The sequence below is a fragment of the Elusimicrobiota bacterium genome, from assembly GCA_041660925.1.
GTDB lineage: Bacteria > Elusimicrobiota > Elusimicrobia > UBA1565 > UBA1565 > JBAZUV01.
Map to the genome: position 1 here is coordinate 442,421 of JBAZVI010000001.1, position 26,168 is coordinate 468,588.

General features: G+C 67.7%; 21 protein-coding genes and 1 riboswitch. Of the genes, 3 read left to right on the top strand and 18 right to left on the bottom strand.

Going from position 1 to position 26,168, the window contains the following annotated elements:
• Nucleotides 1–89: 89 nt before the first annotated feature.
• The 12 genes from WC969_01865 to WC969_01920 form a co-directional block, all read right to left on the bottom strand.
• Nucleotides 90–737 (bottom strand): hypothetical protein, encoded by a 648-nt coding sequence (locus WC969_01865; GenBank protein MFA6028579.1) that lies wholly within the window; start codon nucleotides 735–737, stop codon nucleotides 90–92.
• A gap of 21 nt (nucleotides 738–758) precedes the next feature.
• Nucleotides 759–2,828 carry a hypothetical protein gene (locus WC969_01870; GenBank protein MFA6028580.1) on the bottom strand — a complete coding sequence of 690 codons (2,070 nt, stop codon included), beginning with the start codon at nucleotides 2,826–2,828 and terminating at the stop codon, nucleotides 759–761.
• Nucleotides 2,818–3,969: a hypothetical protein gene (locus WC969_01875; GenBank protein ID MFA6028581.1), complete on the bottom strand. Its 1,152-nt coding sequence runs from the start codon at nucleotides 3,967–3,969 to the stop codon at nucleotides 2,818–2,820. The genes WC969_01870 and WC969_01875 overlap by 11 nt, the downstream gene beginning before the upstream one ends.
• Before the next feature lie 48 nt (nucleotides 3,970–4,017).
• On the bottom strand, nucleotides 4,018–4,695 hold the full coding sequence (locus WC969_01880; protein MFA6028582.1) for a hypothetical protein: 678 nt from the start codon (nucleotides 4,693–4,695) through the stop codon (nucleotides 4,018–4,020).
• A gap of 175 nt (nucleotides 4,696–4,870) precedes the next feature.
• Nucleotides 4,871–5,524: an HD domain-containing protein gene (locus tag WC969_01885; GenBank protein MFA6028583.1), complete on the bottom strand. Its 654-nt coding sequence runs from the start codon at nucleotides 5,522–5,524 to the stop codon at nucleotides 4,871–4,873.
• A gap of 195 nt (nucleotides 5,525–5,719) precedes the next feature.
• Nucleotides 5,720–6,892, bottom strand: a complete 1,173-nt coding sequence (locus WC969_01890; GenBank protein ID MFA6028584.1) for a hypothetical protein — start codon at nucleotides 6,890–6,892, stop codon at nucleotides 5,720–5,722.
• A 106-nt stretch (nucleotides 6,893–6,998) separates the two neighbouring features.
• Entirely contained in the window at nucleotides 6,999–7,979 is a 981-nt protein-coding gene (locus WC969_01895; GenBank protein MFA6028585.1) for a radical SAM protein, read from the bottom strand.
• A 110-nt stretch (nucleotides 7,980–8,089) separates the two neighbouring features.
• On the bottom strand, nucleotides 8,090–9,064 hold the full coding sequence (locus tag WC969_01900; GenBank protein MFA6028586.1) for a radical SAM protein: 975 nt from the start codon (nucleotides 9,062–9,064) through the stop codon (nucleotides 8,090–8,092).
• A complete protein-coding gene (locus tag WC969_01905) occupies nucleotides 9,055–9,924 on the bottom strand; it encodes a prenyltransferase (GenBank protein MFA6028587.1) in 870 nt (289 codons plus the stop codon). The genes WC969_01900 and WC969_01905 overlap by 10 nt, the downstream gene beginning before the upstream one ends.
• A gap of 252 nt (nucleotides 9,925–10,176) precedes the next feature.
• On the bottom strand, nucleotides 10,177–11,157 hold the full coding sequence (locus WC969_01910; protein MFA6028588.1) for a radical SAM protein: 981 nt from the start codon (nucleotides 11,155–11,157) through the stop codon (nucleotides 10,177–10,179).
• Between the two features lie 9 nt (nucleotides 11,158–11,166).
• Nucleotides 11,167–11,421 (bottom strand): PqqD family protein, encoded by a 255-nt coding sequence (locus WC969_01915; protein MFA6028589.1) that lies wholly within the window; start codon nucleotides 11,419–11,421, stop codon nucleotides 11,167–11,169.
• Between the two features lie 242 nt (nucleotides 11,422–11,663).
• Complete coding sequence (locus WC969_01920) at nucleotides 11,664–14,480, bottom strand: protease-like activity factor CPAF (GenBank protein MFA6028590.1); 2,817 nt, start codon at nucleotides 14,478–14,480, stop codon at nucleotides 11,664–11,666.
• 289 nt (nucleotides 14,481–14,769) lie between these two features.
• On the opposite strand from WC969_01920, the gene WC969_01925 reads away from it, so the two are divergent.
• On the top strand, nucleotides 14,770–16,161 hold the full coding sequence (locus WC969_01925; protein ID MFA6028591.1) for a peptide MFS transporter: 1,392 nt from the start codon (nucleotides 14,770–14,772) through the stop codon (nucleotides 16,159–16,161).
• Between the two features lie 225 nt (nucleotides 16,162–16,386).
• Entirely contained in the window at nucleotides 16,387–17,313 is a 927-nt protein-coding gene (locus tag WC969_01930) for a nucleoside monophosphate kinase (GenBank protein ID MFA6028592.1), read from the top strand.
• 60 nt (nucleotides 17,314–17,373) lie between these two features.
• Here WC969_01930 and WC969_01935 read toward each other — a convergent pair whose 3' ends face one another.
• From WC969_01935 to WC969_01945, 3 genes are read right to left on the bottom strand one after another with little or no spacing between them, the layout of a single operon-like run.
• Nucleotides 17,374–19,191 carry a hypothetical protein gene (locus WC969_01935; protein MFA6028593.1) on the bottom strand — a complete coding sequence of 606 codons (1,818 nt, stop codon included), beginning with the start codon at nucleotides 19,189–19,191 and terminating at the stop codon, nucleotides 17,374–17,376.
• A 43-nt stretch (nucleotides 19,192–19,234) separates the two neighbouring features.
• Entirely contained in the window at nucleotides 19,235–19,747 is a 513-nt protein-coding gene (locus WC969_01940; GenBank protein ID MFA6028594.1) for a hypothetical protein, read from the bottom strand.
• On the bottom strand, nucleotides 19,744–21,501 hold the full coding sequence (locus WC969_01945; protein MFA6028595.1) for a hypothetical protein: 1,758 nt from the start codon (nucleotides 21,499–21,501) through the stop codon (nucleotides 19,744–19,746). The genes WC969_01940 and WC969_01945 overlap by 4 nt, the downstream gene beginning before the upstream one ends.
• Nucleotides 21,502–21,680: 179 nt before the next feature.
• A riboswitch (cyclic di-GMP riboswitch) is annotated at nucleotides 21,681–21,786 on the top strand.
• 94 nt (nucleotides 21,787–21,880) lie between these two features.
• Here WC969_01945 and WC969_01950 point away from each other — a divergent pair.
• Nucleotides 21,881–22,747, top strand: coding sequence for a CsgG/HfaB family protein (locus WC969_01950; GenBank protein ID MFA6028596.1), 867 nt, complete (start codon nucleotides 21,881–21,883; stop codon nucleotides 22,745–22,747).
• Nucleotides 22,748–22,987: 240 nt separating this feature from the next.
• Here WC969_01950 and WC969_01955 read toward each other — a convergent pair whose 3' ends face one another.
• From WC969_01955 to WC969_01965, 3 genes are read right to left on the bottom strand one after another with little or no spacing between them, the layout of a single operon-like run.
• Entirely contained in the window at nucleotides 22,988–23,704 is a 717-nt protein-coding gene (locus WC969_01955; GenBank protein ID MFA6028597.1) for a polyprenol monophosphomannose synthase, read from the bottom strand.
• Nucleotides 23,701–25,242 carry a glycosyltransferase family 39 protein gene (locus WC969_01960; GenBank protein ID MFA6028598.1) on the bottom strand — a complete coding sequence of 514 codons (1,542 nt, stop codon included), beginning with the start codon at nucleotides 25,240–25,242 and terminating at the stop codon, nucleotides 23,701–23,703. Before WC969_01960 ends, WC969_01955 begins: the two co-directional genes overlap by 4 nt.
• Nucleotides 25,239–26,060 carry an XdhC/CoxI family protein gene (locus WC969_01965; GenBank protein ID MFA6028599.1) on the bottom strand — a complete coding sequence of 274 codons (822 nt, stop codon included), beginning with the start codon at nucleotides 26,058–26,060 and terminating at the stop codon, nucleotides 25,239–25,241. The genes WC969_01960 and WC969_01965 overlap by 4 nt, the downstream gene beginning before the upstream one ends.
• Nucleotides 26,061–26,168: the final 108 nt, after the last annotated feature.

Sequence of the window (26,168 nt, forward strand, 5' to 3'; positions counted from 1 at the left end):
CAGCGGACTCGGCGAGGACGGTATGAAAATTCTACAACTTTAAGAAGGGAAGCAATCCCCGCGCCTGCGTTCGGGCGCGGGCCGAGGTCCTATCTGGGCGTCGGGCCCTTTCCGCTCGGTTTGGGCGGGACGGCGTCGGAGAGGCCGCGGGCCTCGCGCAGCGCACGGACCCGCTCATCGATCTCCGCCGGGCTCGGCCGAGCCGGCGGCGGGGTCATCATCCAGCCGAAGAGGTCGCGAAGAAGAGTGGCCGCACAGCCCGAGCGCCGGACGGCGAGCCGCTCCACGACCGCGTCGGGATAGAGCGCGGGGTCGAGGACGCAGGTCGTCGCCTCGGAGCCCGAGCTTCCCGCGGTCCACTCGTCCGCCGACGCGCCCGCGCAGAGCAAGGAGGCCTGCAGGCCCAGCGTGCTCTCCGCCGGCCAGCCGGAGTAGCACGGCGCCCAGCCGCCCGTGCGCACGCGGATCTGCCGCTCCTTCTCAAGCTCCTCTTCCTGTCCCTGGTGGATCCGCTCCTCGCGTTCCTTCTGCGCGTCTTTGAGCCAGCGCTCGAGCTTCGCGCGCCGCTCGTCCTCGAGGCGGCGCCACTCCTTCGCCATGGACATGGAGTTGTCCGCGACCCGCAGCGCGCGGGCCTGCCCGACGAACACGAAGGCGCGCTCCTCCCGCGTCTGCGCGCGAGCCGGCGCACTTGAGAAGGATGCCAGCACGACGATAACGAAGAAAGCGTTCATCATCTGATGACTCCAGGCATGGGTTCAGTGCAGCCGGATCGTCGGCCGGTTCCCGCCGCAGAAGCTCCCCGCGTCGCCGCAAGGCCCGAGGTCAGGCTTCCCGCCGCTCTCGATGGGGATGGAAGGAGCCTCGGGATTCTGCGAGGGGACGCCGGGCGCATTGGATTCGCGCAGCGAACGGACCCGTTCGCGAATGGACTCCGGGGTCGGCCGCTGCGAAGAAGGCATCCTCATCCACCGGTAAAGGTCCCGCATCAGGTCGGCAACACACCCCGATTCCCGCGCGACGGAACTCTCGATAACGGAGTCGGTGTATCGCCCGGGATCGAGGATGCACGACACAGCTCTGGAGCCTGAACTCCCCAACTGGCTTTCATCGATCACCGAGCCGTGACATAGCGCCTGCGCCAGCGCAGGCAGGGCCATGTCCGCAGCCCAACTGCGCGAACACTGGGAATCCCCTCCCGTTCTCACACTCGCCTGAAGTCTCTGCATCTGCTCACGGTAAAAACGTTCGTTTTCCAACTCCTTCTGCTTGGATTCTTCGAATTCGCGCTGCATCTCGGCCACCGCCGCCATCTGCTTCTCTTCCTGTTCCTTCGCAATCCTTCGCTCTTCCAAGAACTTTCGATCCTCCTCCGCGCGCTTCTCGGCCTCGCGTCGCTTGCGCGCTTCCTCGAGCTTCCGAGCGGCTAGCGCATCGGCCTTGCGCTGGATGTTCGCCAAAGCCTCCTGCTCCTGGGTTTGTCGAGCCAAGGCCGCGGCTTCCTCGTCCGCGCTGGCCTTCTCCTTGGCCTTCAAAGCGGCGTCCGCCTTCACTGGCCGGTCGGCCTCCTCTTTTAGACGCTGCCGCTCCGCCTTTTTGGCTTCCTTTTCGGCGAGCGCAGCGGCCTTTCTAATGCGGGCGTTCATCACGGCCTGCTTTGCACGCTGAATGCGTTGCTCGATGTAATACTGCCGCTCTGTCTTCTTCGCGTCCGCGACGAGGACGCGCGCCTCGGCCAACGCCTCAGCGAGGAGCTTACCCTCTTCGCTCTTGATCAGTGCCATCCGAGGAGCATCCAGTTGCTCGATGGTCTTATTGAAAAGACCACGATTGAACAGGTGGATATAGCCAAGCATCCGGTCATGGTCTCGATGGAACTGATTAATCAACAGCCCTGGGATATTTTCGCGACCGGGTGGGATGATATCGACATCATAATCGAATTTCTTTTCATCAAATGATGAGGGATCGGCACACCCGGTCCCGTTTCGCTCCTCACATCGCCTCGCCCACAAGGCATCCAATTTCTCGGGGTCGCGCGGCAAACCTCCATGAACCAGTCCCATGGTGCGATCGATGGAGTTGTTGGCCATGCGCACTTTATCTGATTGGAATCCGACAACATGGACCTCGATCCCTGTGTATTTCGCCAAGGCCCGCCATTTCGCCTTATTCTCTTCCGGGACATCCGTAATGAAAAGCTTCTGTGGGGGAGGGATATCTCCCGCGAGGATGCCGGCGTATATCGCTTCGCTCCCCCAGCTGTCAGCGAAAATCTCGTTGATTTTAGCGTCCTTCAACGGGGCGAGGATTCTTCTGCTCCGATCGGTGGGGGCCCCACGGGTACTGGAAATCGCACCTACAGAATCAAACAGAAAATCTCGAGCAGGCTGAAGGACTTCCCTAGACAACCAACTTCGATCGGATGTTTTGGGATCATTGTAGTAGGACATCTTGATCTGCTTGTCGAACATCCCCGGTTGCTTCTCATCAGTATCGTCCGTCGACCCCCATCCCGTCACTTCAACGCGCTGGAATCCATAGGGCAACTTGTTGTTCATTTGCAGTTGCTCGCGCACTTTCTGACGAAGTTCCGTCCGGGAAGCGCCCTTCCCGCGCGCTTCGATCACTTTCCAACGCACAATCTCCGGGGTATCGGCACCCACCCCGACCTTTATATCGATTTTTTTGTTGTTGACTGTAGACTCGACAGAAACAATCTGGCCCTCGTCCGCATACAGGTGGGGATAGCCGGAAAAGCCGATGAGGCAAGACGATGCAACTATAACCCGAAAGATCCGCGCGATGGAGGCGCGACTACTCATCATCCTCGGGGACATGCGCCAAGCCCAGGATCAAGCCGCAGAGTCCGCCCAAAATTGCCTGAAGCAGCATTGCAAAAGCGAAATTCGTGCTCCCAATCAGAAGTAGTCTGCCATCGAGGTAGTCGGGGATCGCCGCCCACGAAAATAGCCCCGTCAACACACAGAGTCCTGCAACCCACGAGAAGACCCGCCAGGGACGGCGTCCGCCAAGATGGAGCGAGATGCCACGGCTGACCCAGGGCATGACGAGCGAGGTGAACATCAACGCGGTCCCGTCGTTAGCCCAGCGATCCAGACGGTAACGCCAACCGATCAGGATGAACAACCACCCAATGAATGCAAGTGTGTTCACAAAGATGAGTGAGGACTTGCCGACGAGACTCAGCCGCCTCAACCAACGTCGGCGGGGCGGCATCAATGCGAATGCGCCTGCGAGAGCACAGACCAAGAGCCATATGTAGAGAATCACGGGATTCTCATACACGAGGGCATCGTCCATCAGTTTTCGTTGGAATTGCTCAAGATAGGTCGATAAGCTTCCGGAAATTCGTTCAGCTGGATTCGTGAGAAGAGGATCTTCCTTATTCTCCCCGACAGTAAGGATGAAGATATGTTCGTCACTCTGTGTATACCGCTCGAAGAGTCGGTAGGGAGTGGAAATAGAGACCCAAAAGGTCCCCTTCGGCCAAGGATAATCGACCCTCATTATCTTGTAGCCGAGTCCAGCCGCGGCGAGTTCGTGTTCTCTGGTCTCCTTCAGCTTGCTCAATGGCCTGAGTCCGCCCAAAGCGCTCTTTGGGATGACCTTGAGCTGCATCAGCCGCAGTCGTGTAAAGTTCTCAGGGATGTATTCCCCGGGTGTGGGGTTGAAAGGAGGAGAATAATAGTCCTCTAAATCAACTTTCTTTTGATGAAAGCGGACGATTTCGACAGGGCCGCGCAACTCTGCCTCTGCTGTCCAGTCCGTGTAAAGGCGCAGGGTCTCCCCGTAATGCCCAACGAAGATGTTCTCCCATTCCGTCTTATCGAGCGTGACGCTGAATTTCGCCGTTTCGGCGAAGACGCAGCGGGACGCGCTGAACAGAAGGAGAAGCGGGAGGATGAGAAGCCCAATCAGCAGCTGCTTTGCACTCTTCGTCGGCATGAATGTCCCTCGGGGACCGGAATGGCCCCGATTCTAGCGGTTTAGCTCCTACCAGCGCGCGCCGCGGAAGAGGGCGCCGCCGCTGTCGTCGGGACCGTCGCCGGAGCCGCGGCTCGGGAACTCGTCGGGGACGTTGTCGGGACCGCTGGGGGTGCGGTCGGGGTACTCGGCGGGGACTTCGTCGGGGTTCGTCGAATCCTGGGACTTCGACCCGCTCTTCGCCTTCGCCGCGAGCTGGGCGTAGGAACGGGTGTCGCGGATGAAGGTGCGGAAGAGCACGCCGCCGCCGTCGTCGGGACCGTCGCCGGAGCCGGAGCGCTCCGGGAACTCGGAGGGGACCCAGTCCGGGCCGCTCGGCGTGCGCTCGGGGTACTCGGCGGGGACTTCGTCGGGGGAGGTCTTGTCCTGGTCGTTCGACTTCACGCCGTTCCCTTTATAGACGATGGGGACGATGACGCTGCGCGCGGGCAGGACGGCGTTCTTGACGACCGCCGAGACCTTCACGGGCGCGATGCCCGGAAGCAGGATGCTCGCCAGAGGGGTCGAGAACGCGTCGCGCAGCATGGTGAGGCCGCTGACGATCGGGCTCATGCGCACGGTCGCGGAGTAGCCGGCGGCGGCGGTCGCGGCGGCGGGGACCGCGGCGACGGAACCGGCATAGGTCTGGGAGAACGCCGGCGTGCCCGGGAGGGCGGCCAGCGCGACGGAAAGGACCAGGGTCTTCATGCTCTCGTTCCTCTGAAGGGGGCGCACGCTCGGCCGCCGACCCTCCGAGGATAGACTACCCGCCGGAGACCTCGTGGAAATGAGCCCTGCGGGAAGCCCGCGCCGGCTTTTAGGTCTATTCCGCCAGGTTACGCAGCAGAGCCAGGAAGAACGCTGGAAGTTTCCAAGTCCGACTCTACGGGAGTCCGAGCTCCCGCCGGAACTCGGAGAGGTAGGCGCGCATGGTCTCGGCCCGGCGGCGGCCCTCGGCGCGGCCCGCCTCCGTCGTGAGTCGCTCCGCGGTTTTGAAGAGCTTCACGTAGAAGTGGTCGAGGGAGTAGGCGCCGTCGTCGAGAGGACGGCTCTCCGCGAAGGGCTCCCCCTCCGCGTAGAGCGGGCGGCCCATCGCCGCGCCGACGCCGAAGCAGCGCGCGATCCCGATCGCGCCGAGGCCGTCGAGGCGGTCGGCGTCCTGCACGACCCGGGCCTCCGGGGTGCGGGCCTCGATGCCCGCGCTGAAGCTGTGCGCCTCGACCGCGTGCCGGATGTCCTCGAGGAGCTCCTGGGGATACCCCGCATCCGCCAGGAAGCGGACGGCGGCCTCCCCTGAAAGACGCGAGGCCTGCGCGCGGCCAGGGTCCCCCTTGGGGACGACGACGAGGTCGTGGAGCCAGGCGGCGGGGAGCACGACCTCGAGCCGCGCGCCCTCCGCCTCGGCGAGCGCGAGCGCCGTCGCGACGACGCGGCGCACGTGCAGGAGGTCGTGGCCGCCGTCCTGCGGCTGGGCGGCGTACGCCGCGCGCAGATGCGCCTCGATGCGCGGCTCCCATTCCTCAATCGCCAGAGGCATTGTCATTTTGGGTCCTGTGGATAACGGCGTCAGACGTGAACTTTCGCAACTTATCGGTGCCAGAGGCGGAGCGAATAAATCAGCTATATCGCTCCACCTACGGAAAGAAACGATATATCTGATTTAAATAAGTTGCGAAAGTTACGGTGCCTGACGCCGTCAGGATGCGAGTATAGCGCCTTGCCGGGCCCGGCTTCAATTCCCCTGCGGGCCCCGGCGGACGTCCTCGTAGGCCTTGCGGAGGTTCGCCAGGCCCTGGCGGTAGCCCTCCGCGTCCCCGTACTCGAAGAAGTGCGCGTACCGGCTGTGGACCGCCGCCAGCTTGCGCGCGTGCTTGATGGGGCACCAGAACTGCTCCGTGCGCCCCGCGATCTCGGAAGCGTACGCCATGAGACCGTTGAAGTAGCTGCAGTACATGCAGTTGAACCGCTCGAAGAGCCGCAGATAGGCGAGGAAGCCCCGGTCGAAGGCGATGTAGTCCTCGCGCCGGACCTGGGGGATGCCGTAGACCGGGAAGCACACGGCCTGATAGACCGACACGACCGCGTCGAGGAGCACGGCCGGGAAGAAGCAGGCGTAGATGAAAGGCGCCACGGCGAGATGGTCCCAATGGACCCGGCGCAGGCGGGCGAGGACGCCCGGCAGGCCCTTGGGCGCGTCGACCGCCGCCTTCGGCGCATTCTGCTGCATCAGCTCGATGAGGAAAGAGTGCTCCCTCTTCACGATCTCGCCCGAGAGCTCCCGCTCGAGGAGCTTGAGCTCCACCAGCAGGTCCTGCAGGGACGCGGGGCCCCCGGACTCCGTCCCCGCGGGAACGGGCTGGACCTGCTCCGGGGAGGCCTTGGAGTTCTCGAAGAAGCAGCGGAGGTCGTCCTCCGCGCCCAGTCGGACGGCGGCGAGCCGCCGCAGGAGGCCCTTCCCCTTCGAGGGAACGACGGCCGCTCGCTGCGAGTCGACGAGCTCCGCCTCGCTCTTCGACGCCTGCGCCCCCGAGGCCGTGATGCGGCCGGACGCAGCGGCCGGAGCCGCCGCGGGGACGAAGGCCTTCGCCGCCGCGAGGGGAGCCTCGGGAGCCGAGAAGGAGACCGCGCGCTCGAGAGCGGCCGCGGCGGCCGCGACCTCGACGACCGGGCTCTTCGGCAGGACCAGGGAGCCGCTCGCCGTGATGCGGGACGCCGGCGCCAGGAACGGGGCGCCGCCGAGGTTCGCGGCGGCGTTGACGACCGGAAGGCCCGCGACGCCTCCCGGCACGGCGGTCGCGACGGCCTGCGTCGCGACCACGGCGGCCGAGAAGGCCGGCAGGGGGACGGAGGCCAGGGAAAGGGACAGCGCGACGGCAACGACGGAGAATCGGGAGAGGTTCTTCATGACGGGCGGATTCTAACGAAACGACGGGGCCGTCGAGGTGGAACTTTCGGGAGAAGCGTCCGGCGCCATCCGGCCTATGGATTTCTAGGCCCGCGGGCCGCCGGCGTCAGGCCTCGGGCGCTTCCCACTCCTCGGGCTCCCACGTCTCGTTGGCGTGCTGCAGCAGCTTCGGCTCGCGGGGGATGCGGCGGACGAAGGCGGCGACGGAGGGGTCCTTCCAGGCGGACTTGTAGAGCTCCCAGGCCTGCGGGAGCGTGTGCTTCCGGAGGTCCGCGCAGGCGAAAGGGAGGGCGTTGAGCAGCTTCACCTTTCCGTCGGGGACGACGAGCATCATCGCCTGCGGGCTCTCGAGGCGCACGCGGCACTCCTCGGAGATGTCCCACGGGTAGATCGAGAGCGCGAGCGGCTCCCCCTTGGAGCGGTGAAGCTCCTGGAGCGCATGCACGGCGCGGAACCAGTCGTCGGGCGTCGGCGCGAGCCGGTCGTAGGCCGCGCCGCCGCGGCCCAGGCGCATCATCGGCCCGGTGACGAAGGCGCGCGCGCCGAGGCGGACCGCCTCCTCGTAGACCGCCGGAGCGTCGGCGAGGTTGAGCCGCGTGGGGACGAAGACGATCTCGGGGCGCACGCCGCGCCGCGCGAGGCGCCGGGCGGCCGCGCGCACGCCTTCGAAGTCGCCGCCCGGCCGCACGGTCTCGTGGACGGCGGCCGTGGCGCCGTCGAGGGAGAGCTGGACGCAGGGCTCCCCATAGCTCTTGAGCCGGTCGGCGGCCGCGTCGTCGATGGGCAGTCCGTTGGTCTCGAGCTTGAGCCGCGTGCCCCCGGCATGCAGGATGTCGAAGATCTCCCAGCAGTGCGGCACGCCCAGGGGTTCGCCGCCGCCGAAGGCCGCGTAAGGGATGGATAGCGCCGCGGCCTCGCGCGCGACGCGCAGGGCTTCCTCGCGGGTCAGCTCGGAGGGCCAGCCCTTCTCCGGACCGGACTCCTCGCAGCAATGGAGACAGCGCGCTCCGCAGCGGTTGGTCAGCTGCCAGGCGAGGAAGAGGGGGGCCCCGTACTGATCGACCGAGGCCCCCCTCCGGTGCGTCACGTGAAGCGGATGTACGGCTGGGCCATGACCTGCTGGGACACTTCTTCCAGGCAGGGCTTCTCCCAGACGGGCTTCTCGTTCACGTTCGTTTGCTCGTTCATCACATCTCCTTACGTCGCAGCTCCGGCGGGAGCGGTGAGCTCCGCGCCGCTCGCCGCCCGGGAGTTCGCGGGCGGCGGATCGGCTTCGCCCCGCAGGCCGAGGCTCGCGGGGTCGAAATCTTTGAGGCGGGCCCAGGCCGAGAGGTACGCGGCCCAGGCGCGGGAAAGGGTCTGCGTCCGCAGGTCGGCGCAGATGAAGGAGAGCGCGGCCGAGACCTTGACGAGCCCGTCGGGCAGGACGAGCAGGGTGGCCGGCGGCTGCTTGAGCTGGGAGACGAGGGCCTCCTCGAGAGAACGCGGGCGGTAGCAGAGCTCCATGCGCCCGGCGAGCTCGAGCTCGCGGCGCTCGAGGGTCGCGAAGAACTCGCGGTACTGCTCCTCGCTCGGGGCCAGGCGCTCCCAGAAGCGGGTCGCGTTGCCCACGCGCATGAGCATCCCGCTGTTGAAGCGGAAGGCTCCGAGGATGAGCGCCTGGTCGATGACCGCCGAGACCTCGCCGATGCTGGCCTTCGAGGGCGCGAAGGCCACCTCGAGCGGCAGGCCCGCCTCGCGCACGGCGCGGCAGGCGGACACGGCGGCCTCCAGCGAGCCGCCGGGACGGACGGCCCGGTAGGCCTCCTGGGTGGCGCCGTCGAGGCTCACCTGCACCGAGCGCACGGGGAGCGTCGCGAGGCGCCGCGCCTGCTCGAGGCCGAAGCGCTGGCCGTTGGTCTCGATCTTGAGCTGGACGCCGGCCTCGCCGAGCTTCTCGGCAAGGTCGAAGAAGTAGGGGACGAGGAGGGGTTCCCCCCCGCAGAGCATCACGTAGGGCACGCCGGACTCGATGATGTCCCGGGCCAGGCGCAGCGCCTCCTCGCGGGTGAACTCTCCGTTGAGGCTCCGCCCGGGCCCGGACTCGGTGCAGCAGTGCAGGCAGGAGAGGTCGCACTCGCGCGTGATCTGCCAGGAGACGAAGAGCGGGGACTTGAGGCGGGCTATATCCATCGTCCCGCCCAGAGCGCGGCCGCGAAGGAGCCGGTCCCCACGACGTACGACAGCACGACCCAGCGCACCGCCGGCACGAAGCGCCGGGGCTCCTCGTAGGTCCCGAGGGCGGCGCGGCCGCTCTGCGCGAGCAGGGGCAGCGCGCAGAGCGCCAGCAGCGCCGGCTTCGGGAAGAGGCCGAGCAGCGCGCCCAGCACGGGCACGAGGAGGCCGGCGGAGGCGAGCGCGAGGTAGAGGTAGACGCCGTTGCGCCGGCCCAGGCGCACGACGAGGTTGCGCTTGCCCACGAGCCGGTCCTGGTGATAGTCCGGGATCTCGTTGACCACGGCGAGCGCGCAGATGAGCAGGCCCGGCACCAGCGAGGCGAGCAGCGCGCCCCAGGAGAAGCGTCCCGTCTGCAGGTGGAGGCTGCCCAGCGTCATCCAGGGGCCGTAGGAGAGCGCGATCATCGTCTCGCCGAGTCCGCGATAGACCCAGCGCACCGGAGGGCCGACGTAGAAGACGGCGGCGATCCCGCCGAGGAAGGTATAGAGCAGGATGGGCCAGCCCCCCGCGCGGGCGAGGACGAGCCCGACGGCGGCGGCCGCCGCGAAGGCCGCGCAGCCGGCCCAGAGCACCCCGTCTCCGATGGGGTCCTCGTCGGAGGGGTTGAAGACGCGGTCGGTGCCCATGCGCGAGTCGAAGTACTCGTTGAAGGTCTCGACGCCGACGACCGCCAGGACGATGCCCGTCAGGCCCAGCCAGAAGATCCCCGGGCGGAAGCTCCCCTCGACGCCGTAGGCCCACGCCGCGCCGAGGAGGTAGGGCAGGAGGCCCGCGTAGAGGAAGAAGCGGTAGCGCACGGCGGAGAAGAACTTCAATGAAGGGCTCGCAGCGAAATAATATGACGAATTTGGAGGCCCGGCTTTGAGCCGAATTCGAGGCGCGAGGAGGGAGCATAGCGTGAGCTATGTGACCGACGAGCAACGAAGAAGTCGGCCAAAGAGGGGCCTCCCCGAAGGGCCGGGGCGCTATTGGGCTGCGCCTTCGTCTCTCGTCGCTCACATACCTTCAGGTATGCTCGCTCCTCGTTCCTCGTCTCGCTCCAATATCGACCCGGCAAATTCATCATATTATTTCGCTGCGAGCCCTAGCTCCACCCATTCGTGGATGCGCCGGATGACGGTCGGGTCCTTCTCCAGCTCGGCGACGAAGCCGGCGACCTCGGGACGGAGCCAGCCGCGCCGGAAGCCCCCCCAGACCTCGCTCAGGGTCTGGCGGCGCAGGTCGCCGCAGACGAAGGGCAGGGCGTTGATGAGCTTGACCTTGCCGTTGGGGAGGATGATGAGGATGGCCGCGGGGTTCTCGAGACGATACTTGAGCTCCTCGAGGAGGCCGAGCTCGTGGTAGCAGACGCGCATGCGTCCCTCGAGCTCGAGGGCCTTGGCGCGCACGGTCGCGAAGTACTCCGCGTACTGCTCCTCGCTCGGGGCGATGAGCTCCCAGCTCCGGGCCGCGTTGCCGGCGCGGATGGTGCGGCCGGTGTAGAAGCCGACGGCGCCCAGCGAGCGGGCCAGGTCGATGGCGCGGCCCACCTCATGCACGTTGAAGCGGGTCGGGGAGAAGTTGACCTCGACCTCGACGCCCGCCGCGCGCAGATTGCGGACGGCCTCGAGGGCGTTCTCCCAGCGGCCGTGTACGCGCAGCTTCCCGTAGGAGGCCGGGGTGACGCCGTCCATGCTGATCTGCACGGACTGGACGCCCAGCGCCTTCAGCCGCGCGCAGGAACGCGGCACGAGCGAGTGTCCGTTGGTCTCGACCTTCAGGCCGATCCCCGCGCCGGTCGCGCGCTCGACGAGGTCCCAGAAGCCGGGGTGCCCCATCGGCTCGCCGCCGGAGAAGCAGAGGTAGGGGACCTTCGCCTCGATGATCTGGTTCAGGACGGAGAGGTACTGCTCACGGCCGAGTTCGTCGGGAAACGCCTTGCCGGGCCCGGACTCCTCGATGCAGTGCAGGCAGGCGAGGTTGCACTCGTTGGTGAGCTGCCAGGCCACGTACAGCGGGGCCGAGAGTTCCGAGGAGCCGAGCGCTGCCGCCGCGGATACCCCGAACATGGAGAGCCTCTAGTCCGTCAGGAGTCCTTTCGTCTTCAGCGAAGAGACGAACTCGCGCACGTCCGCCTCGAGCGAGCCCGCGGCGTCGTGGAAGCGCGCGCGCAGGCGTTCGGCGACCTGCGTCTCATCGAGCGCGCCGGCGGAGATCTCCTTGACGATGGCGGCGCCGGTCGGGCTCAGCGTGAAGACCTTCTCGGAGCGCGTCTCGAAGAGGACTCCGCCGAACTTCTCTTCGCGGAACTTCACGAACTGGGCGAGTTTCATGTCGGGTCTCTGTTGGAAGGCGTTAGAGACATTCTAGGCGAAACCCGGTCCGGTGTCAACGAAGTCGGAGATTCCGCGAAAAAACGCGGAATCTCCGACGAGAATCACGAAAGATGAAGCGGAGGGAGATGCTCGCCCGGAACGGTAAAAACAGAACGCCCCTTCAAAAAATCATCCGCCCCTCCCGCGCAAGCGCGAGAGGGGCGATGACGGAGCGCCCCGGGAGCTTCCCGGGGGACCTCCTAGATCTCGACCTGGTCGATGTAGACGATGGCGGACCAGACCTTGACGATGTTCGCGATGAGCTCCGCCATCTCCTCGGGCTCCATCTCGACGAGCTTCTGGTTCTCGTCCAGGAGTCCGGCCTTGACGATGTCGCCGGACGGGTTCAGGACGAACCCGTAGGGCGTGTTGTCGAAGGACCCCATGAAGAAGAAGCCCGCAGGGATGAAGAGCCCGGCCGGGCTCGTCTTCCCGAAGGCGACGGCCATGTTCTGAGAACCTTCGCCTCCGCGGACCGCGACCGCCTTCATCTCGAGTCCGGCCGGCAGCCCGAACACCGCGGAGAGCTGCGAGACGGCCGCGGGCGGGAGGGCCTTGCCCTTCTGCTCGATGAAGGGCGCGAGCTTCTCCAGCATCTGCGCGGGGGTCATCTTCGCGGCCTTCTCCGCTTTCTCCTGCGCCGCCTTCTCGGCCGCGTCCTCGGCGGCGATCTCGGCGGCGCTCTTGGCCGGCAGCTGCGCGGAGAGCGCGGCGTTGACGGCCTTCGCGTAGCCGGTGAAGCCGGTCCGAAGGTCCTGCGGCGTGAGCTGGTAGGAGACGTCCGGCTTCACGCCGAGGTTCTCGACGGGCTGGCCGTTGGCGCGCTGGGCGATGGTCCAGGTGTAGGAGAGCCCGGCGATGCCGTGCTGGTTCGGGAACTCGAGCGACTTCACGCCGCCGCCCGCCCCGGAGGTCCGCACGCCGAAGAGCACGGCGCGCTTGTTGTCCTGCATGATCGCCGGGAAGAAGTCGGCGCACGAGAAGTCGAGCTCGTTGATGAGCACGACGATGGGCTTCGTGTACTGCGCCGCCTTCTGCGGCGGGAGCTTGTCGAGCCCGAAGAGCGCGACCAGGCCCGTGAAGCGGCGGCCGGCCTTGAGCTCGCTGAGGATGAACTTGGCGTAGCGGACGACCGCCTCCATCATCGACTCGCCCTCGTCGGCCTGGAAGCCCGCGGTCTCCTCGGCCATCTCCTCGTCGAAGGCCTTCTTCGCGGCCTGCATGCCCGCCTGCTGGAGCACGTCCGCCGCCCAGGCGGCATCGCTCTCGTCGATGAGCAGCCGGTGCTGGGGCACGGAGAGAGGCTTGTCGCTCAGCATCGAGAGCAGCGTGTACATGTAGAACAGGTTGCCGCCCGGATTGTTGACCTGGTCGATGACGAGCCCGTCGGTGACCTTCTGGAACTGCGCCATGAGCTGGCCGAAGACGCCGGCCGCCTGCTCGTCGCCCATGTAGTCGGGGATGCGGACATAGCCGATCTTGCGGCCCTGCTCGTTCTTGTAGATGTAGGCGTCGAAGGGCACCTGCGCCGCGACCTGCGGCGGCAGCTTCCAGACGACCTGGCCGAGCTTGGGCACGAAGCTGTTCTTGGCGCCGATCATGAAGCCGTTGCCGGCGTTCTCGCCGGCCGCCTTCGTGAAGACCTGGGCGTAGGGGTGCGCCATCGACGGGATGAGGCGCCGGATCGCCGCCCGCAGGGCCTCGCGCCAGCTCCGCGAGGGCCCGGGGGTCACGACGATGTCGTCGAGGCCCTGAGTGCGGATGCCGCCGTCGCGGATGGGGACGTCCACCGGGACCATCTCCGGCTTGTACTTCCACTCCATCTTCACGTCGTGGACGGCGCCGTCCTCGGTGCGGATCTTGAGCGCGACGGGGCCCTTCGGCACGTCGAGGCCCACGCGGCGGCTGCGGTTGGTGAGGTACATCTCCGCGAGGCGGGCGTCGGTCTCGGCGATGTTGGGCGAGCGGGTCAGCGACTTCACGACCTCGGCGACCGGCTTGCCGTCGAACTCGACGACCTCGTCGCCTTCTTTATAAGGGAACTTCGCCTCGGGGAGCGCCTGCCGGTTGATGTAGGCGATGTAGTACTTCCCCTCGGAGCTGAGGATGAAGAAGGGCAGCCCGGCGCCCTCCGTGGAGTGGAACTGGATGCCGACGTGGTAGTCCTTCGTCGAATGGACGAAGTCGGCGAGGAGCTTCTGGAACTCGTGCTGGCCCATCTTCGGGTTCGCGACGACGAGCGCCTTCGCCTTCTCGAACTCCTTCTGGAGGTCCACGCCGTACTGGGCCTTCTTCCAGTCCTCCGGAGCGTAGTGCTCGGTGTAGAGCGCGGCGACCTGTTCGAGCGTCTGGATCATGCGCAGCTGGTTCGCGTTGAGGCCGGCCGGAGCCGCGTCGGCCTTCAGGGCCTTCGCCGCCTTCGGGGACTTGGCCGCCTTGGGAGACGCCTTGGACTTGGCGGGCTTGAGGCCGTTCTTCTTCGCGGCCTTCGGCGCGGGGGAGGAGTCGGAGACGGCGCGCGCGGAGCCCGCGCCGAGGAGGTTCATGATGCGGGCTCCGAGACCGTGCGCGTCCTCGGCCTTGGAGTCGGAGACGGAGCCGAAGTCCCGCATCAGGTCGCTGAAGCGGACCGCAACGCCGCGGGTCTGCTCGGCCGCCCGGGCCATCGGAGCCTGAGCGGCCGCGGGGACGGCGGCGGTCAGGGCCGCGGGAGTCCGCGGGGCGATCACGGCCGGAACCACGGTCTGCAGGGCCGCGCCGGGGATCTGCGCGGAGGCCGCGGCGGAACGCACGGCAGGGAGAGCGGTCGGGAGCGCCGTCGGAGCCTGCAGCGATATGCCGACGATGGAGACCGGGGCCGCGAGCACCGCGCCGGGGGCTCCGAGCTGAGCTCCCACGACGGGGACGACGGGGACGGCGGCGGAGACGCCGGGGTTCGCGACCGCATGGGTCACGACCTGGGCGAACGCCGGAGAGACCGAGTTGAGTGCGAGGAACAGCGAGAGCAGGACGCGCATGTCTTCCTCCGAATGATGGTCCTTCTACTAGTGAGATTCTAATGCGCGAGAGGGAGGAGCGTTTGGGCCGATGGGGTACGCGGACGAAGTTAAATGGTCTAGGGCGTTGGCGGTCCGTAGTCCCATATCGTTGCGCACGCGAAAAGACGCGGCTTTCCGCGTGCGCAACTCCGAGTGCGCCCCTTGAAGGCGTCGAAAAGCGACGACCCGATTGACGGAGAGTCTTGGTAAAGATAAAGTGGCGCTTCCGACGCCTCGTGCGATCGGATGCGCCACTGGAGGAACGGACATGAGCGACTACACCCCCCCCGCCGAGAAAGTCCCCGCGGACAAGCATCCCTTCGGGCTCTACGTCCTCTTCAGCACCGAGATGTGGGAGCGCTTCTCCTACTACGGGATGCGCGGCCTCCTCGTCTACTACATGACGAAGCAGCTTTTCCTCGGGGACCCCGCCGCCACGGTGTTCGGCTACGCCCCGCTCAAGGCCGCTCTCGAGAGCGTCTTCGGGCCGATGAGCACCCAGGCCCTCTCCTCTCAGATCTACGGCCTCTACACCGGCCTCGTCTACTTCACGCCGTTCTTCGGCGGCGTCATCGCCGACCGGTGGCTCGGCCAGCGCAAGGCGGTCATCGTGGGCGGCGTGCTGATGGCCATCGGCGAGTTCATGCTGATGTCGCAGGCGCTCTTCTTCCCCGCGATGCTCATGCTCATCCTCGGCAACGGCTTCTTCAAGCCGAACATCTCGACGCAGGTGGGCAATCTCTACAAGCCGGGAGACCACCGCCGCGACCGCGCCTTCAGCGTCTTCTACGTGGGCATCAACGTCGGCGCCACGCTCTCCCCTCTCATCGCCGGGACCCTGGGAGAGACCTACGGCTTCCGGTGGGGCTTCTGCGCCGCCGGGGTGGGCATGATCCTCGGCCTGTGCACCTACCTCTGGGGCCAACGGCACCTGGCGCCGGACAACGTCATGAAGCAGGCGGCCGCGACGGAGCAGAAGGCCGTCGAACCCCTGACGCCTGAGGAGTGGAAGAAGATCGGAGCGCTCATCGTGCTCTGCGTCCTCAACATCATCTTCTGGGGGACCTACGAGCAGCAGGGCAACACCCTGGCGCTCTGGGTCGACGCCAACACGGACCGGATGATCTTCGGCTGGGAGATGCCCGCGACCTGGTATCAGGCCTTCAACGCGGCGATGATCGTCGTCTTCACCCCGATCATCCTCGCCTTCTGGAAGTGGCAGGAGAAGCGGAAGTCCGAGCCCTCCAGCGTCGCCAAGATGGCGATCGGCTGCATCCTGCTGGGGGTCTCCTTCCTCGTGCTCATCCCGGGCTCCCGCGTCGTGGCCGCCGGCGGCAAGGCGTCGCTGCTGTCGCTGACCCTCTGCACGGCGATCCTGACAGTGGGAGAGCTCTACCTCTCCCCGATCGGGCTCTCGCTGGTCACGAAGCTCGCCCCGGCGAGGATGGTCTCGATGCTCATGGGCGCCTGGTTCCTCTCGAGCTTCTTCGGCAACTACATGTGCGGCTTCATCGGGGGCTATTGGGAGAAGATGTCCCACGAGAGCTTCTTCATCATGCTCTGCGCGCTGGCCTCCGGCGCGGGCCTCTGCATGTTCGCGCTGATCAAGCCCCTCAAGCGGGCGATCGGGCACGGACACGAAGAAACCGTCGACGTTTAGATCGGGGCTCGTTCTTCCATAATGTCCTCCCCTACGGGGAGGGCAGGGTAGGGGAAGTCCCGCTCGGAGCAAAGGCCCGCGCAAGCGGGCCTTTGGTTTTCATAAAGAATCGCTCGAGCTCCCCCAGCACATTACCCCCCTCCCCCTGCCCCCTCCCAAAGGACCCACCCCTCAATAGGCCTCCCGAGGGTGGTCGGCACCCCCCTTTCAGGGCATCCTTGGCGTATGAATAGCCGGGGCCTCAAAACCCTCCTTAAAAGCGCCTCCTGCCTGGCGCTTTACAGCTTCCTGGCCGGAGTCCTCCCCGGCCCCGTTTTCGCGCAGCAGGCGGTCGTCCTCCCCGTCCCCGTCATCGCACCTGCGGCGGGCCTGAGCGCCGTAGGTGTGGTGCGAGCGGTGACCGATCCGCGCTCCATCGTGCCGATCGCCGCCCCCCTCGCCCAGAATCTGCAGGTTTCTCCCGTCACGACCCCCGCCCTGTCTCTCCCCACCGTGCTCCCCCTCTCCCACCTCGTGGGAGAGGAGGTACGGGGGGTGCGGGGGGCGCCGACCGCCTTCGAGGCGCCCCCCGCCGTCGGCCCCGTCTCCGCGAAGCCGCTGCACCTTCTCATCACCGGCGCCCCCGGCTCCGGGAAGACCACCTTCGGCAAGCTGCTCGCCAAGGATTACGGGATGGTGCACATCTCGGTCGGAGAGCTTCTGCGCGCGCAGGCCGGCTCCGTGCCCGGGCTCGCCGAGACCATGGCCAAGGGCGGCCTCGTGGACTCCGAGATCGTGCTCCGCATCGTGCGCGAGCGCCTCGCCCAGAAGGACGTCGTCGAACGCGGCTTCATCCTCGACGGCTTCCCCCGCCGCCTGGAGGAGGCCGGCGTCATCGAGGGCTGGATGAAGGACGGCGGCCGCATCGACGCGATGATCCAGCTCGAGGTCTCCGACGACGAGCTCCTGCGCCGCATCCTCGCGCGCGGCCGCATGGACGATTCCGAGGAGGTCTTCAGGAACCGGATGGAGATCTACCGGCGGCAGACGCGGCCGGTGCTGGAGCACTTCCGCGAACGCCTGCGCGTGCTCGAGGCGAAGACGGAGGGCTCGGACATCGGAGCCAACTACGCGAAAGTCCGGGCCCTTATCGAGTCCGCCCTCCCTCGGTAGGGACTCGATGCCTGGAATAGCTCGGTTAAGCAGAGCAGGGAATCCCTCCAGGATTCCCTGCTAATCCTTCCCGTACTTCTTCTCGAACTCGACCCAGTACGCGGGATGCTTCGCGCGGGACTCCTTCACCGCGGCCCAGAACTGCTCCCAAGTGAGGCTCCCCGCGGGACGCTCGCGCTTCGGAGCGGGGGTCGCCTTCAAGACCTTCGCGAGCGTCTGGCGGTCGCGCTCGTAGTCGGCCGAGTAGCCTTGGAACGCGGCGGAATCCCCCGCCTTCGCGAGCATCGTCGCCCACTCCTTGCCCTTCGGAGTCTCGAGCTGCGCGACCAGCATCCCGATCAACTGCTCCTGCTCCTCGCCGCCCTTGAGGAATTCGGGGTAGGACCTCAGCATCGCCGCGGCCTGCATCTGGAGCTCGGCGACGTCCTTGCCCCGGCCCTCCTTCTTCGCGAGGATGCTGAGCGCGTCGAGGGCGCGGGGAAGGCTGCGGGAGATGTTCTCGCGGGTCTCCTGATTGTCCTCGCGCAGCGCCTCGAGGCGGCTCTTGTACGCCGCGAGGGGCTCCTTCATCTCCGCGGGATCGAGCGTCCGGATGTAGGACGGAGAGCGCTTGATGTCGTCCCAGAACGCGTCGGGGTCCTGGTTCAGGGCGTTCGCCTCGTTGAGATAGTCGTTGGACTTGCCTTTGTTGAGCCGCGCCGCGACGAGATAGCCGGTCTGGCGCGCGCGCTGCTCGTTGACGAAGGCGAGCTGATAAGGGATGGCTTCCTCGGGAGAGAGGCGCTTGAGCTGTGCGACGTTCACCAGGTGGCGGAACTCGTGGGCCATGTTCCCCGCGAGCATCGTGACCGCCATGTCCTGGTCCTTGAACTCGAGGTATTTCGAGCTGTAGTGATAGTCCGCTTTGTCGAGCGCCAGCGTGTACCTGGCCCTCCCGCGGGCCCCGAGGATACCCTCGACCCCGTCACGCATCGAGATCGAGCTCCGCTCGCCGAAGTCCTCGGCGCGGACCTCGATCTTCACGCCCTTGCGCGTCCCCCTGGGTCCCAGCTCGTCGACGAGCTGGCGCAAAACCTCCCGACCCTCCGGCGTCGTCTGCATGAGCTCGAGCGCCTTGCGGGTCGTGCGCTGCTCCTTCCACTCCGGCCTGTCGAAGCTCGCGACGTAGGGCGCGAGCTCGTACTGGATCCGATCGAGCCAGCCCTTCGGCTTCTCTCCCACGTCCACGACCCGCTCGACCTCCTCCCAACTCAGCGGCTTCGTCTGCGGCGGCTGCTGCGGCATCGGCGCCGCCTTCAGCCGCAGGCCGGGCTGCGAGGGGTCCGGCGGGATCGGCTGAGCGAGGGCGGGAGGCAGCGGCTGGCCCGCAAGCGCGCCGCGCGACGGGGAGGCCGCCGGCTGGCCGCCCGGCAGGGACTCGCCCTGGGAGAGACCGAGCGCTTGAGCGTTGAGCTGCGCGCTGAGCTGGAGCTTGAGCCCCTGCTCCGGCTTCAGCGCGCGCGCATCGGCGCCGGAGGCGTCGGCCTTGCGAGCGGGCACGGCGCTCCGGGCCCGAGCTCCGAGGAGCTTGACGAGCCGGGTCGTCCGTGTCGCGTCGAGCCCGAGGTCCCGGGCCAGCGCGCGGACCTCCCCCTCGAAGACGGCGGGGGTCTTCCCTTCGGGGCGGCCGAGCGCGAGTTCCGCGGCCCGCGCGCGCAGGGCCGCGCTCTCGGCCGGGGCGGGCGGGAGCTCCCTGCCCGCGAGCAGGGCTTCGGCGAGGACGCCTTTGAAGTCCGCGGCTTCCGCCGCGACCGGCGGGGGGACGGGCGCGGCGGTGCTCTCCGCCCGGAGCGGCGCGGGCGAGAGCGCGAAGAGCAGTGCGGCGAGCAGGATCTTCATGGCGTCTTCCGATCCCCGTCGGCGGCCGTGCCGCCGGCGTCCTTCAGCGCAGACGGAAAACCTTCAGAAAAGCTTCCCACTCCGGCAGCCCCTTGGGCTTTTCCGGATACATCCGCGAGGTACTCTGGAAACGCAGCGCCCAGAACCCGTCCTTGAGGCGCAGGAGCACGACCTCCTCGTAGACCCAGTCCTTGCGTGGGAGCGCGTCGTCTCCCCCGAGACTGCGCTCGTAACTGCGCGCGAGGCGCTCGACCTTCTTCCCGGAGACCTCGACGGTCCCGGCCGGCTCGGCCTTCTTCATCGTCGCAAGGAACGCGAGGAAATCCTCGGGCCTGCGGTAGGCCGTGCCCGGGCCGTAGCGGGTGACGCTGATGCTGAGCCGGCCCTTGGAGAAGCGCTCTCCGCCGTCGGAGCCGGGCTTGCGCGTCCAGTCGGCCGGCGGCTTGCACTCGTAGGCCTTGGCGGCCGGGGACTGCGTCATGGCTTTCTCTCCCGCTGAAGACGGCATGGATGCCGCGGCGAGGGCGGCGAAGACGACGGCTAGCGCGGCGTTCATTTCTCCTCCGGCAGCTTGAACTTCTTCAGGAATCCGGTCCAGTACTGGGGATGCTCCTTCACCGACGTCTTCACGCGGGCCCAGAACTGGTCCCGGGTGAGCTGACCCGCCGGCGGTTTTGGAGCCGGCATCTTCTTCACCCGGAGCAAGTCTTCCAGATTCTTCTGGTCGCGGGCCAGATCGGCCTTGAGCCGCAGGAAGGCCTTCGAGTCCCCGGCCTCCCGTGTGCGGGCCAGCGCCTGGGCGAGGGCGGGGTCCTCCATCTGCTTGAGGAGCCCCTGGATGTCCCTCATCGCCGTCTCGAGATCCTTGAGGTCGTTGGGGATGGTCGCGGCCAGGACCCGGGCGTCGTTGCGCACGGTGTCGCCCTCGGGCCCGAGCCCTTCTTTCTTCGTCATGACGTCGAGCGCGCTCAGCAGCCGGGGGATCTTGAACCGGACGAGCGGGAGATAGGTCTCCTGCTTCTCCTCCTCGAGCGCCTTCAGCCGGGCGCGGTAGGCCTTCACGGGGTCCTTCATCTCCTCGAGGTCCAGGTAGCGCGGATAGCCGGTGGTCTTCAAGTCGTCCCAGAAGGCGGCGGAATCTTGCCCGAGCGATGCCGCCTCCTGAGTGTGGTCGTTGGCCTTGTCCTTCGACAGGCGAGCGGCGACGAGATAACCGGTCTGCCGGGCGCGCTGTTCGTCGACGAAGGAGAGCTCGAAGCCGTCCTCCAGCGAGTCGGGGGAGAGGCGCTTGACCATCGCGCGATTGGCCAAGTGGCGGAACTCGTGGGCCATGTTCCCCGCGAGGAAGTCGACGACCGCCTCCCGATCCTTCATCTTGAGATACAACTCGTTGAATCCGTAGATGAGATCCTCGGTGTACGCCATGCCGCGGATGCCGACGACCCCCTCGTAGCCGTTGCTCCTGTCGATCGTGCTGCCCTCGAACTTCTCGGACCTCACGAGGATGGTCTTCCCTTGGCTCCCGAACTCGCCGATGAGCTGGCGCAGGACCTCGCGACCCTCGGGAGTCTGCTGCATCTTCTCGAGGGATCTGCGCGTGACCTCCTCGGCGACGGCGGCGGGGCCCTGCGGACTTCGCAGCTCGCGGATGGCCGCGTCCAGCATGTCGCCGGTGCGGCCGGGAAGATAGGGCCGATGCCCGAACTTGAGGACCTTCTCGACCTCGCTCCAGGGCACAGGGGCGTCCGCGGAAGCGGCGTCCGGGAGCGCCGTCTTGGGCGGAGCCCGGCCGAAGGGCAGGTTCGCTCGCAGCACCCGCAAGGCCAAGACGGAGTCGGCCGCGACGACGCCTCCCTCGGGCGCGGCCTCGAAGTGCGCGACGCCGAGCGCGGCGGCGTGCGCGTCGAGGCTCCCGGAGACCGTCTTGTGGTCCTTCGCACCGAGACGACGGATGCGCTGAGCGTCGTCCTCCGGCTTCCACGCCTGCCCCTGCACGCGATCGCGCAGGTGCAGCAGGAGCCGCCCCGCGCGTTCGTCGCCGAGGCCGAGCGTCGAGCAGAAGGAGAGGATCCGGCTCTCGTACGCCTCTCGCGGCACGGTGGAGAGCCGCCCCTGGGAGAGGTCTCGGGCGTTCGCGCGCCAGGCGTCGAGGCCCTCCGGCGCCGGGGGCAGCTCGGCGTCCTCGAGCAGGGCGGAGGAAAGGCTGCCGGCGTACTCGGGGGAAGACGAAACCGCCGGCTGGGCGCGCACGACCCGCGCCGCCGGCAGGGCGAACAGGAAGACGAGCAAGGCGGCCGAGGGGGGTTTCATCGGGGTAGCCGGCCTCTCCATGAGTATAGGCCCGGCATGGGCTCTGCGCAAGGTCTTTTTTCGGGGGCTTCCCGGAGGTTTCCCCGTCGGAGGATCCCGGAGAGTAACAACCATGATACCTGTCCTATCACCCGTGTGAATGGACGTCCGGCTCTCCGTCTGTTACATCCTTGGTAAGGCATCGTCCAGGGCACAACCGGGGAAACCCGGTGCCGCAAAGCCACGGGGCTACAGAGAGAGCCGGACGCCGCGAACGACACCCTCCAAGCCAGCCGGGCTGCCGAGCAAAGCCGGGCCCCCCGCAAGGGGGGCCGAGCGCACGGCAGCCCGTCGCTGGAAGTTCCGGGGGGAGAGGGTGTCGAAGAACGGGGTCCGGTCCTTGTTCCTTACCTGCGCCGCCGCAGCGCTGCTCGCCGCTCCCCCCTCCTGCGCCGCCGATCCCTACGAGAAGTCCGCCAAAGCCATCTCCCGCATCGCCGAGCGCGCGCTCAAGCGCCGCGTCGCGGTGCTGCCGTTCCTCCCGGTGGCGGGAACGGACACCCGCGGGTCCATGGCCCTGGCCGAACGCATCACGGCCCACCTGAGCCGACAGCCGGGCATCGAAGTCGTCGAGCGCACCCTCCTCGAGAAGGTCCTGCGCGAGCAGGGCCTCGCGCAGCAGGGCGTCCTCGACGGCCGCCAGTCGGACAAGGTCGGCCGCGTGCTCGGGGTGGACTGCCTCCTCACCGGCTCCATCCTCGGTCTTGGAGACGGCCGCATCGAAGTGAACGCCCGCCTCATCGACGCGGTCACCGCCCGGGTACTGGGCGCCGAGACGCTGCAGGTCCGACGCGACTGGGACGAGTCGGGCTTCGGCGGCCTGGACGTGGTGGTGCTCCCGCCCGACCTCGGGGAGGCCGGGCCGCTCGCCCTGCCCGGGGAGGGCGCGCTGCGCGACGCGCTCGGAGGAGGGAAGGCCGGCTGCGAGGATTGGGAGGCCCGGTCGGACCGGCTGCAGGCCACCGTGCTCGAGCTCAAAGCGCGCTTCTGGGCCGCCCGCCTGCGCGAGCCCTCCTTCTCCGCCCACGGGCTCACGCGCAACCCCGGCTCCGAGGTCCGGAGCATCGCCCTGCGCCAGGACCTCTACCGGCGCATCCGAGAGCTCTACGAGCAGGAGGGCGTCCGCAAGCCGAGCGTGGAGGAGATGCAGGGCGCCTCGGACGCGGACCAGGCCGCCGAGGACCTGCGCGCGCGCTGCGACCGATGAGGGCCGGGAATCCTGAACGGGGATTCCCGGCGGGGTTTAAACAAGATGCCTCGAGCGTACTGGGGTGGCGTATGGACCTAATGGATGAGAATCTGCTGGTGTTGGATATCCGGGAAGGGATGCCGTTGGTCTTGGCGATTCCCGAGGACCAGCCCCCCATCTACGGTTCCTGGGACGGGCAGGTCTACGAGGTCGTGGGTTCGGCTTAAACTCACCCTCGCTCGCCGCTGAACCGTCGGATCAGCGGCGAGCGAACCGCTTGAGCGAGAGCCCGGCCAGGGCGGCGAAGAACTGTCCGGCCACCCGCGCGTCGAGCTTGCTCTCCCCCAGGGTCCGCGGACGGAAGACGTAGCCCACCTCTCCGGTCTGCGCGCCCGGGGGAAGGTTCTGCAGCAGGTCCATGAGGATCTTGAAGCCCTTCGGCGTCAGACGGGGCGCCGCGGCCAGGAAGGCGCTGCGCTCGACGAGGAAGAAGCCGCTCATGAGGTCGCTGGAGCCGCGGGAGAGCAGCAGCGAGGAGAGCAGGTTCGCGGCGCGGCTGATGAGTCGACGCGTGCGGCCCCACCCTTCGATGCCGCCGCCCGGCGCGTGCCGGGAGCCGACCACGAGCTGGAGTCCGCGCGCGCGGGCGAGCTCGAGCATGGCGGGGAGCCGGCTCTCGTCGTGCTGGAGGTCCGCGTCCAGGACGGCCAGGTACTCCCCCCGCGCGAGCGCGAAGGCCTCGAGGACGGCCGGGTAGAGCCCGCGTTCGCGCGTCCGGCGCAGGCTGCGCAGGGCGGGATAGCGGGCGGACAGCTCGGAGGCGATCCGCCAGGTCCCGTCGGGGGAGTCGTCGTCGGCGACGATGGTCTCGTGCGGGATCCCCTGGAGCGCGCGCTCGAGCCGCTCGACGATGAGCGGCACGTTCGCGGCCTCGTTGTAAGTCGGCAGGACGACGCTCAGCAGGACTCCGCTCATCTCCCCGGGGCCTCCCATCGGAAATAGGGACGCGGGCAGGACGGACAGACCTCGATGCGGACGGTCTCGCTGCGCGAACAGTCCCGCTTCTCGGTGTTCAAATAGAAGATCATCGGCAGCCCGATGAAGCTGTCCGGGTGGAACTCGCAATAGCCCAGGGAGCTGATTTCATCGTAGAGCCCCTTCTTCGGGAGGAAGTCTCCCGAGTTCTCCCAGCGCCAGCCGACGTGGAAGCTGACCGGGAAGCGGACGCCGGACATGGAGCTCTCCTTCACGGAGAGCGTGAACAGGCACAACAGGCCCGCGAAGAGCGCCGCCCGGGCGCCGGCGCGGCGCTCGAGCAGCGGAGGAAGCAGGACCGCGAGAGCGGCCAGCGCGAGGAAGGCCGGCAGGATGTAGTAGCGGATCGTGCTGTGCGTCCGGAACAGCGGGAAGGCCGCCGCGTAGCAGAGGAACCAGAGCGCGACCCCCCGGGGGCCCTCCGGGACCTCCCGGGAATAGAGCGCCCGCAGGCCTTCGGAGAACAGGACGACCATGCTCAGCCCGGCCCCCGCGTAGAGCGGCACGGCCAGGAACAGGGACGGCTCCCAGGACGTCAGGCGCATGAAGACCGAGACTCCCGAGAGGATCTGCATGAACGCGATCCAATGGAAGAAGACGAAGGCGGCGAACCCGACGCAGACGACGACTCTCGCCGAGGAGAAGACGCGCTCCGGCAGCGCGGCCGCCCGGGTCGCGAGGACTCCGAGCGCGGGGAGCCAGCGCGAGCGCAGTCCGCGGTAGAGCGCGCCTCCCAGGAAGGGCAGCGACAGCCAGGCCGCGCAGAGCGGCGCGCGATGCTCCAGCCAGAAAGCATCGCCGACCCGCGGCTTGAGCGTCCCGACGAGAAGCGTCTGGAGGGACGCATACGCCGCCAGCGCGAGCAGGTCGAGCGCGCGGGCATCCCGCTGGAGGATGGAACGGAAGGCCGCGTAGGCCAGCAGCGAGACCGGCACGCTGGAGAAGATGAAGTGGTTGAGGACTCCCAGGTGGCAGGCGGCGAGGAAGAGCAGGGCGTTGCGCGTCCCTCCGCCGTCGTCGTCGAGCGCGCGCCGGGACGCGGCGAACACGAGCGCGAGCAGCAGCGGCTGCAGCGCGTAGACCTCCCAGGCCACGCGGGACTTGAGCAGGAAGAGCGGGGAGCCCAGGAGGAGCGCGAGCCAGAGCAGCGAGGAGCGCGGCCCCTCGCGCCGCCAGAAGTGTCCCGCGAGGAGCCCGGCGGCGAACAGGTTCAGCAGCGCCCCCGGCAGCCGCAGGGAGAAGACGCTGGCCCCCAGCAGGCGGTAGACTCCGGAGAGGAGCCAGCCGTAGAGCGGACCGGTATAGGTGTTCATCTCATGGGGAGAGTAGAGCCCTCCCTTGAGGATGCGCACGGCGTAGAGACCGACCCAGGCCTCGTCGCCGTGCAGGCCGGGGAAATCGGAGAGCCGGCGCAGGAGCAGGAAGGCGAGGACGGCGAAGGCGAGCGCGCAGAGCGCCGCGGCCAGGCGGCGGTTCATCCCCGGCCGGCCTCTCGGCCGCGCAGGGCGAGATGCCCGCCGCCGCGGCGATGATGGACCTTCAGGATCTCCGCGAGGATGGAGACGGCGATGGCGCCCGGGCTCTTTCCTCCGAGGTCGAGCCCGATGGGCGCGTGCACGCGGGGGTCGCGCTCCGGATGCAGCCCCTTGCGGTTGAGCCCGCGGAACACGGTGGGGACCTTGGAACGGCTGCCGATCATCCCGATGTAGGCGGCGTCGCTCTTGAGCGCCGCGGCGAGGCATTCGGCGTCGAGCTCGTGTCCGCGGGTCACGATGACGACGTAGGTGCGGGCGTCGGGCTTCGCGCTGCGGACGGCCCGGTCGGGCCGCTCGACGAGGACGCGTCCCGCGGAAGGGAAGCTCTCGCGGTTGGCGAACTCCGCGCGCTCATCGGCCACGTCGCAGGGGACGCCGGCGGCCGCGGCCAGCGCGGCCAGGCGCTCCCCGACATGCCCGGCCCCGAGGATGAGGAGCCCGAGCTCGCGGACCTGGACGTCGATGAAGACCTCGACGCGCCCCATGCAGACCATCCCCGTGCCCTCAGGCTTGAGGTCGTAGGCGGCCTTGCGGCTGCTCCCCTCTCCGATCGCCTTCACGGCGTCGCGGATGCTCAAGGCCTCGAGCTTCCCCCCGCCCACCGTGCCGACCGCGGAGCCGTCGGCGTAGACGATCATGCGCGCGCCCGCGTCGCGGGGGGTGCTCCCCTGCATCGAGACGACGGTGACGAGCGCGGCGCTCGCGCCCGAGTCGATCGCCTCGGCGAACAGACGGATGACGTCCCTCTCACCTTTCATCATGCGGGAACCCCTCTGGGGTGACAGAGCGTATCAATTTTAGCGGAGCCCCGGGGCGAAGTCCGGCGGGAAGGACGTTGCCTGGGATCTTCAGTCGGCGCGTAGGACCGA

Excerpts from the sequence above, each read along its gene's own strand:
- WC969_01885 (MFA6028583.1), bottom strand. The coding sequence starts at position 5,524 with ATGCCTCTGGCGATTGAGGAATGGGAGCCGCGCATCGAGGCGCATCTG.
- WC969_01965 (MFA6028599.1), bottom strand. The coding sequence starts at position 26,060 with ATGATGAAAGGTGAGAGGGACGTCATCCGTCTGTTCGCCGAGGCGATC.
- WC969_01920 (MFA6028590.1), bottom strand. The coding sequence starts at position 14,480 with ATGCGCGTCCTGCTCTCGCTGTTCCTCGCACTCAACTCGGTCTCTCCG.
- WC969_01955 (MFA6028597.1), bottom strand. The coding sequence starts at position 23,704 with ATGAGCGGAGTCCTGCTGAGCGTCGTCCTGCCGACTTACAACGAGGCC.
- WC969_01890 (MFA6028584.1), bottom strand. The coding sequence starts at position 6,892 with ATGAAGAACCTCTCCCGATTCTCCGTCGTTGCCGTCGCGCTGTCCCTT.
- WC969_01865 (MFA6028579.1), bottom strand. The coding sequence starts at position 737 with ATGATGAACGCTTTCTTCGTTATCGTCGTGCTGGCATCCTTCTCAAGT.
- WC969_01960 (MFA6028598.1), bottom strand. The coding sequence starts at position 25,242 with ATGAACCGCCGCCTGGCCGCGGCGCTCTGCGCGCTCGCCTTCGCCGTC.
- WC969_01880 (MFA6028582.1), bottom strand. The coding sequence starts at position 4,695 with ATGAAGACCCTGGTCCTTTCCGTCGCGCTGGCCGCCCTCCCGGGCACG.
- WC969_01930 (MFA6028592.1), top strand. The coding sequence starts at position 16,387 with ATGAATAGCCGGGGCCTCAAAACCCTCCTTAAAAGCGCCTCCTGCCTG.
- WC969_01940 (MFA6028594.1), bottom strand. The coding sequence starts at position 19,747 with ATGAACGCCGCGCTAGCCGTCGTCTTCGCCGCCCTCGCCGCGGCATCC.
- WC969_01870 (MFA6028580.1), bottom strand. The coding sequence starts at position 2,828 with ATGATGAGTAGTCGCGCCTCCATCGCGCGGATCTTTCGGGTTATAGTT.
- WC969_01910 (MFA6028588.1), bottom strand. The coding sequence starts at position 11,157 with ATGTTCGGGGTATCCGCGGCGGCAGCGCTCGGCTCCTCGGAACTCTCG.
- WC969_01900 (MFA6028586.1), bottom strand. The coding sequence starts at position 9,064 with ATGGATATAGCCCGCCTCAAGTCCCCGCTCTTCGTCTCCTGGCAGATC.
- WC969_01915 (MFA6028589.1), bottom strand. The coding sequence starts at position 11,421 with ATGAAACTCGCCCAGTTCGTGAAGTTCCGCGAAGAGAAGTTCGGCGGA.
- WC969_01945 (MFA6028595.1), bottom strand. The coding sequence starts at position 21,501 with ATGAAACCCCCCTCGGCCGCCTTGCTCGTCTTCCTGTTCGCCCTGCCG.
- WC969_01935 (MFA6028593.1), bottom strand. The coding sequence starts at position 19,191 with ATGAAGATCCTGCTCGCCGCACTGCTCTTCGCGCTCTCGCCCGCGCCG.
- WC969_01875 (MFA6028581.1), bottom strand. The coding sequence starts at position 3,969 with ATGCCGACGAAGAGTGCAAAGCAGCTGCTGATTGGGCTTCTCATCCTC.
- WC969_01925 (MFA6028591.1), top strand. The coding sequence starts at position 14,770 with ATGAGCGACTACACCCCCCCCGCCGAGAAAGTCCCCGCGGACAAGCAT.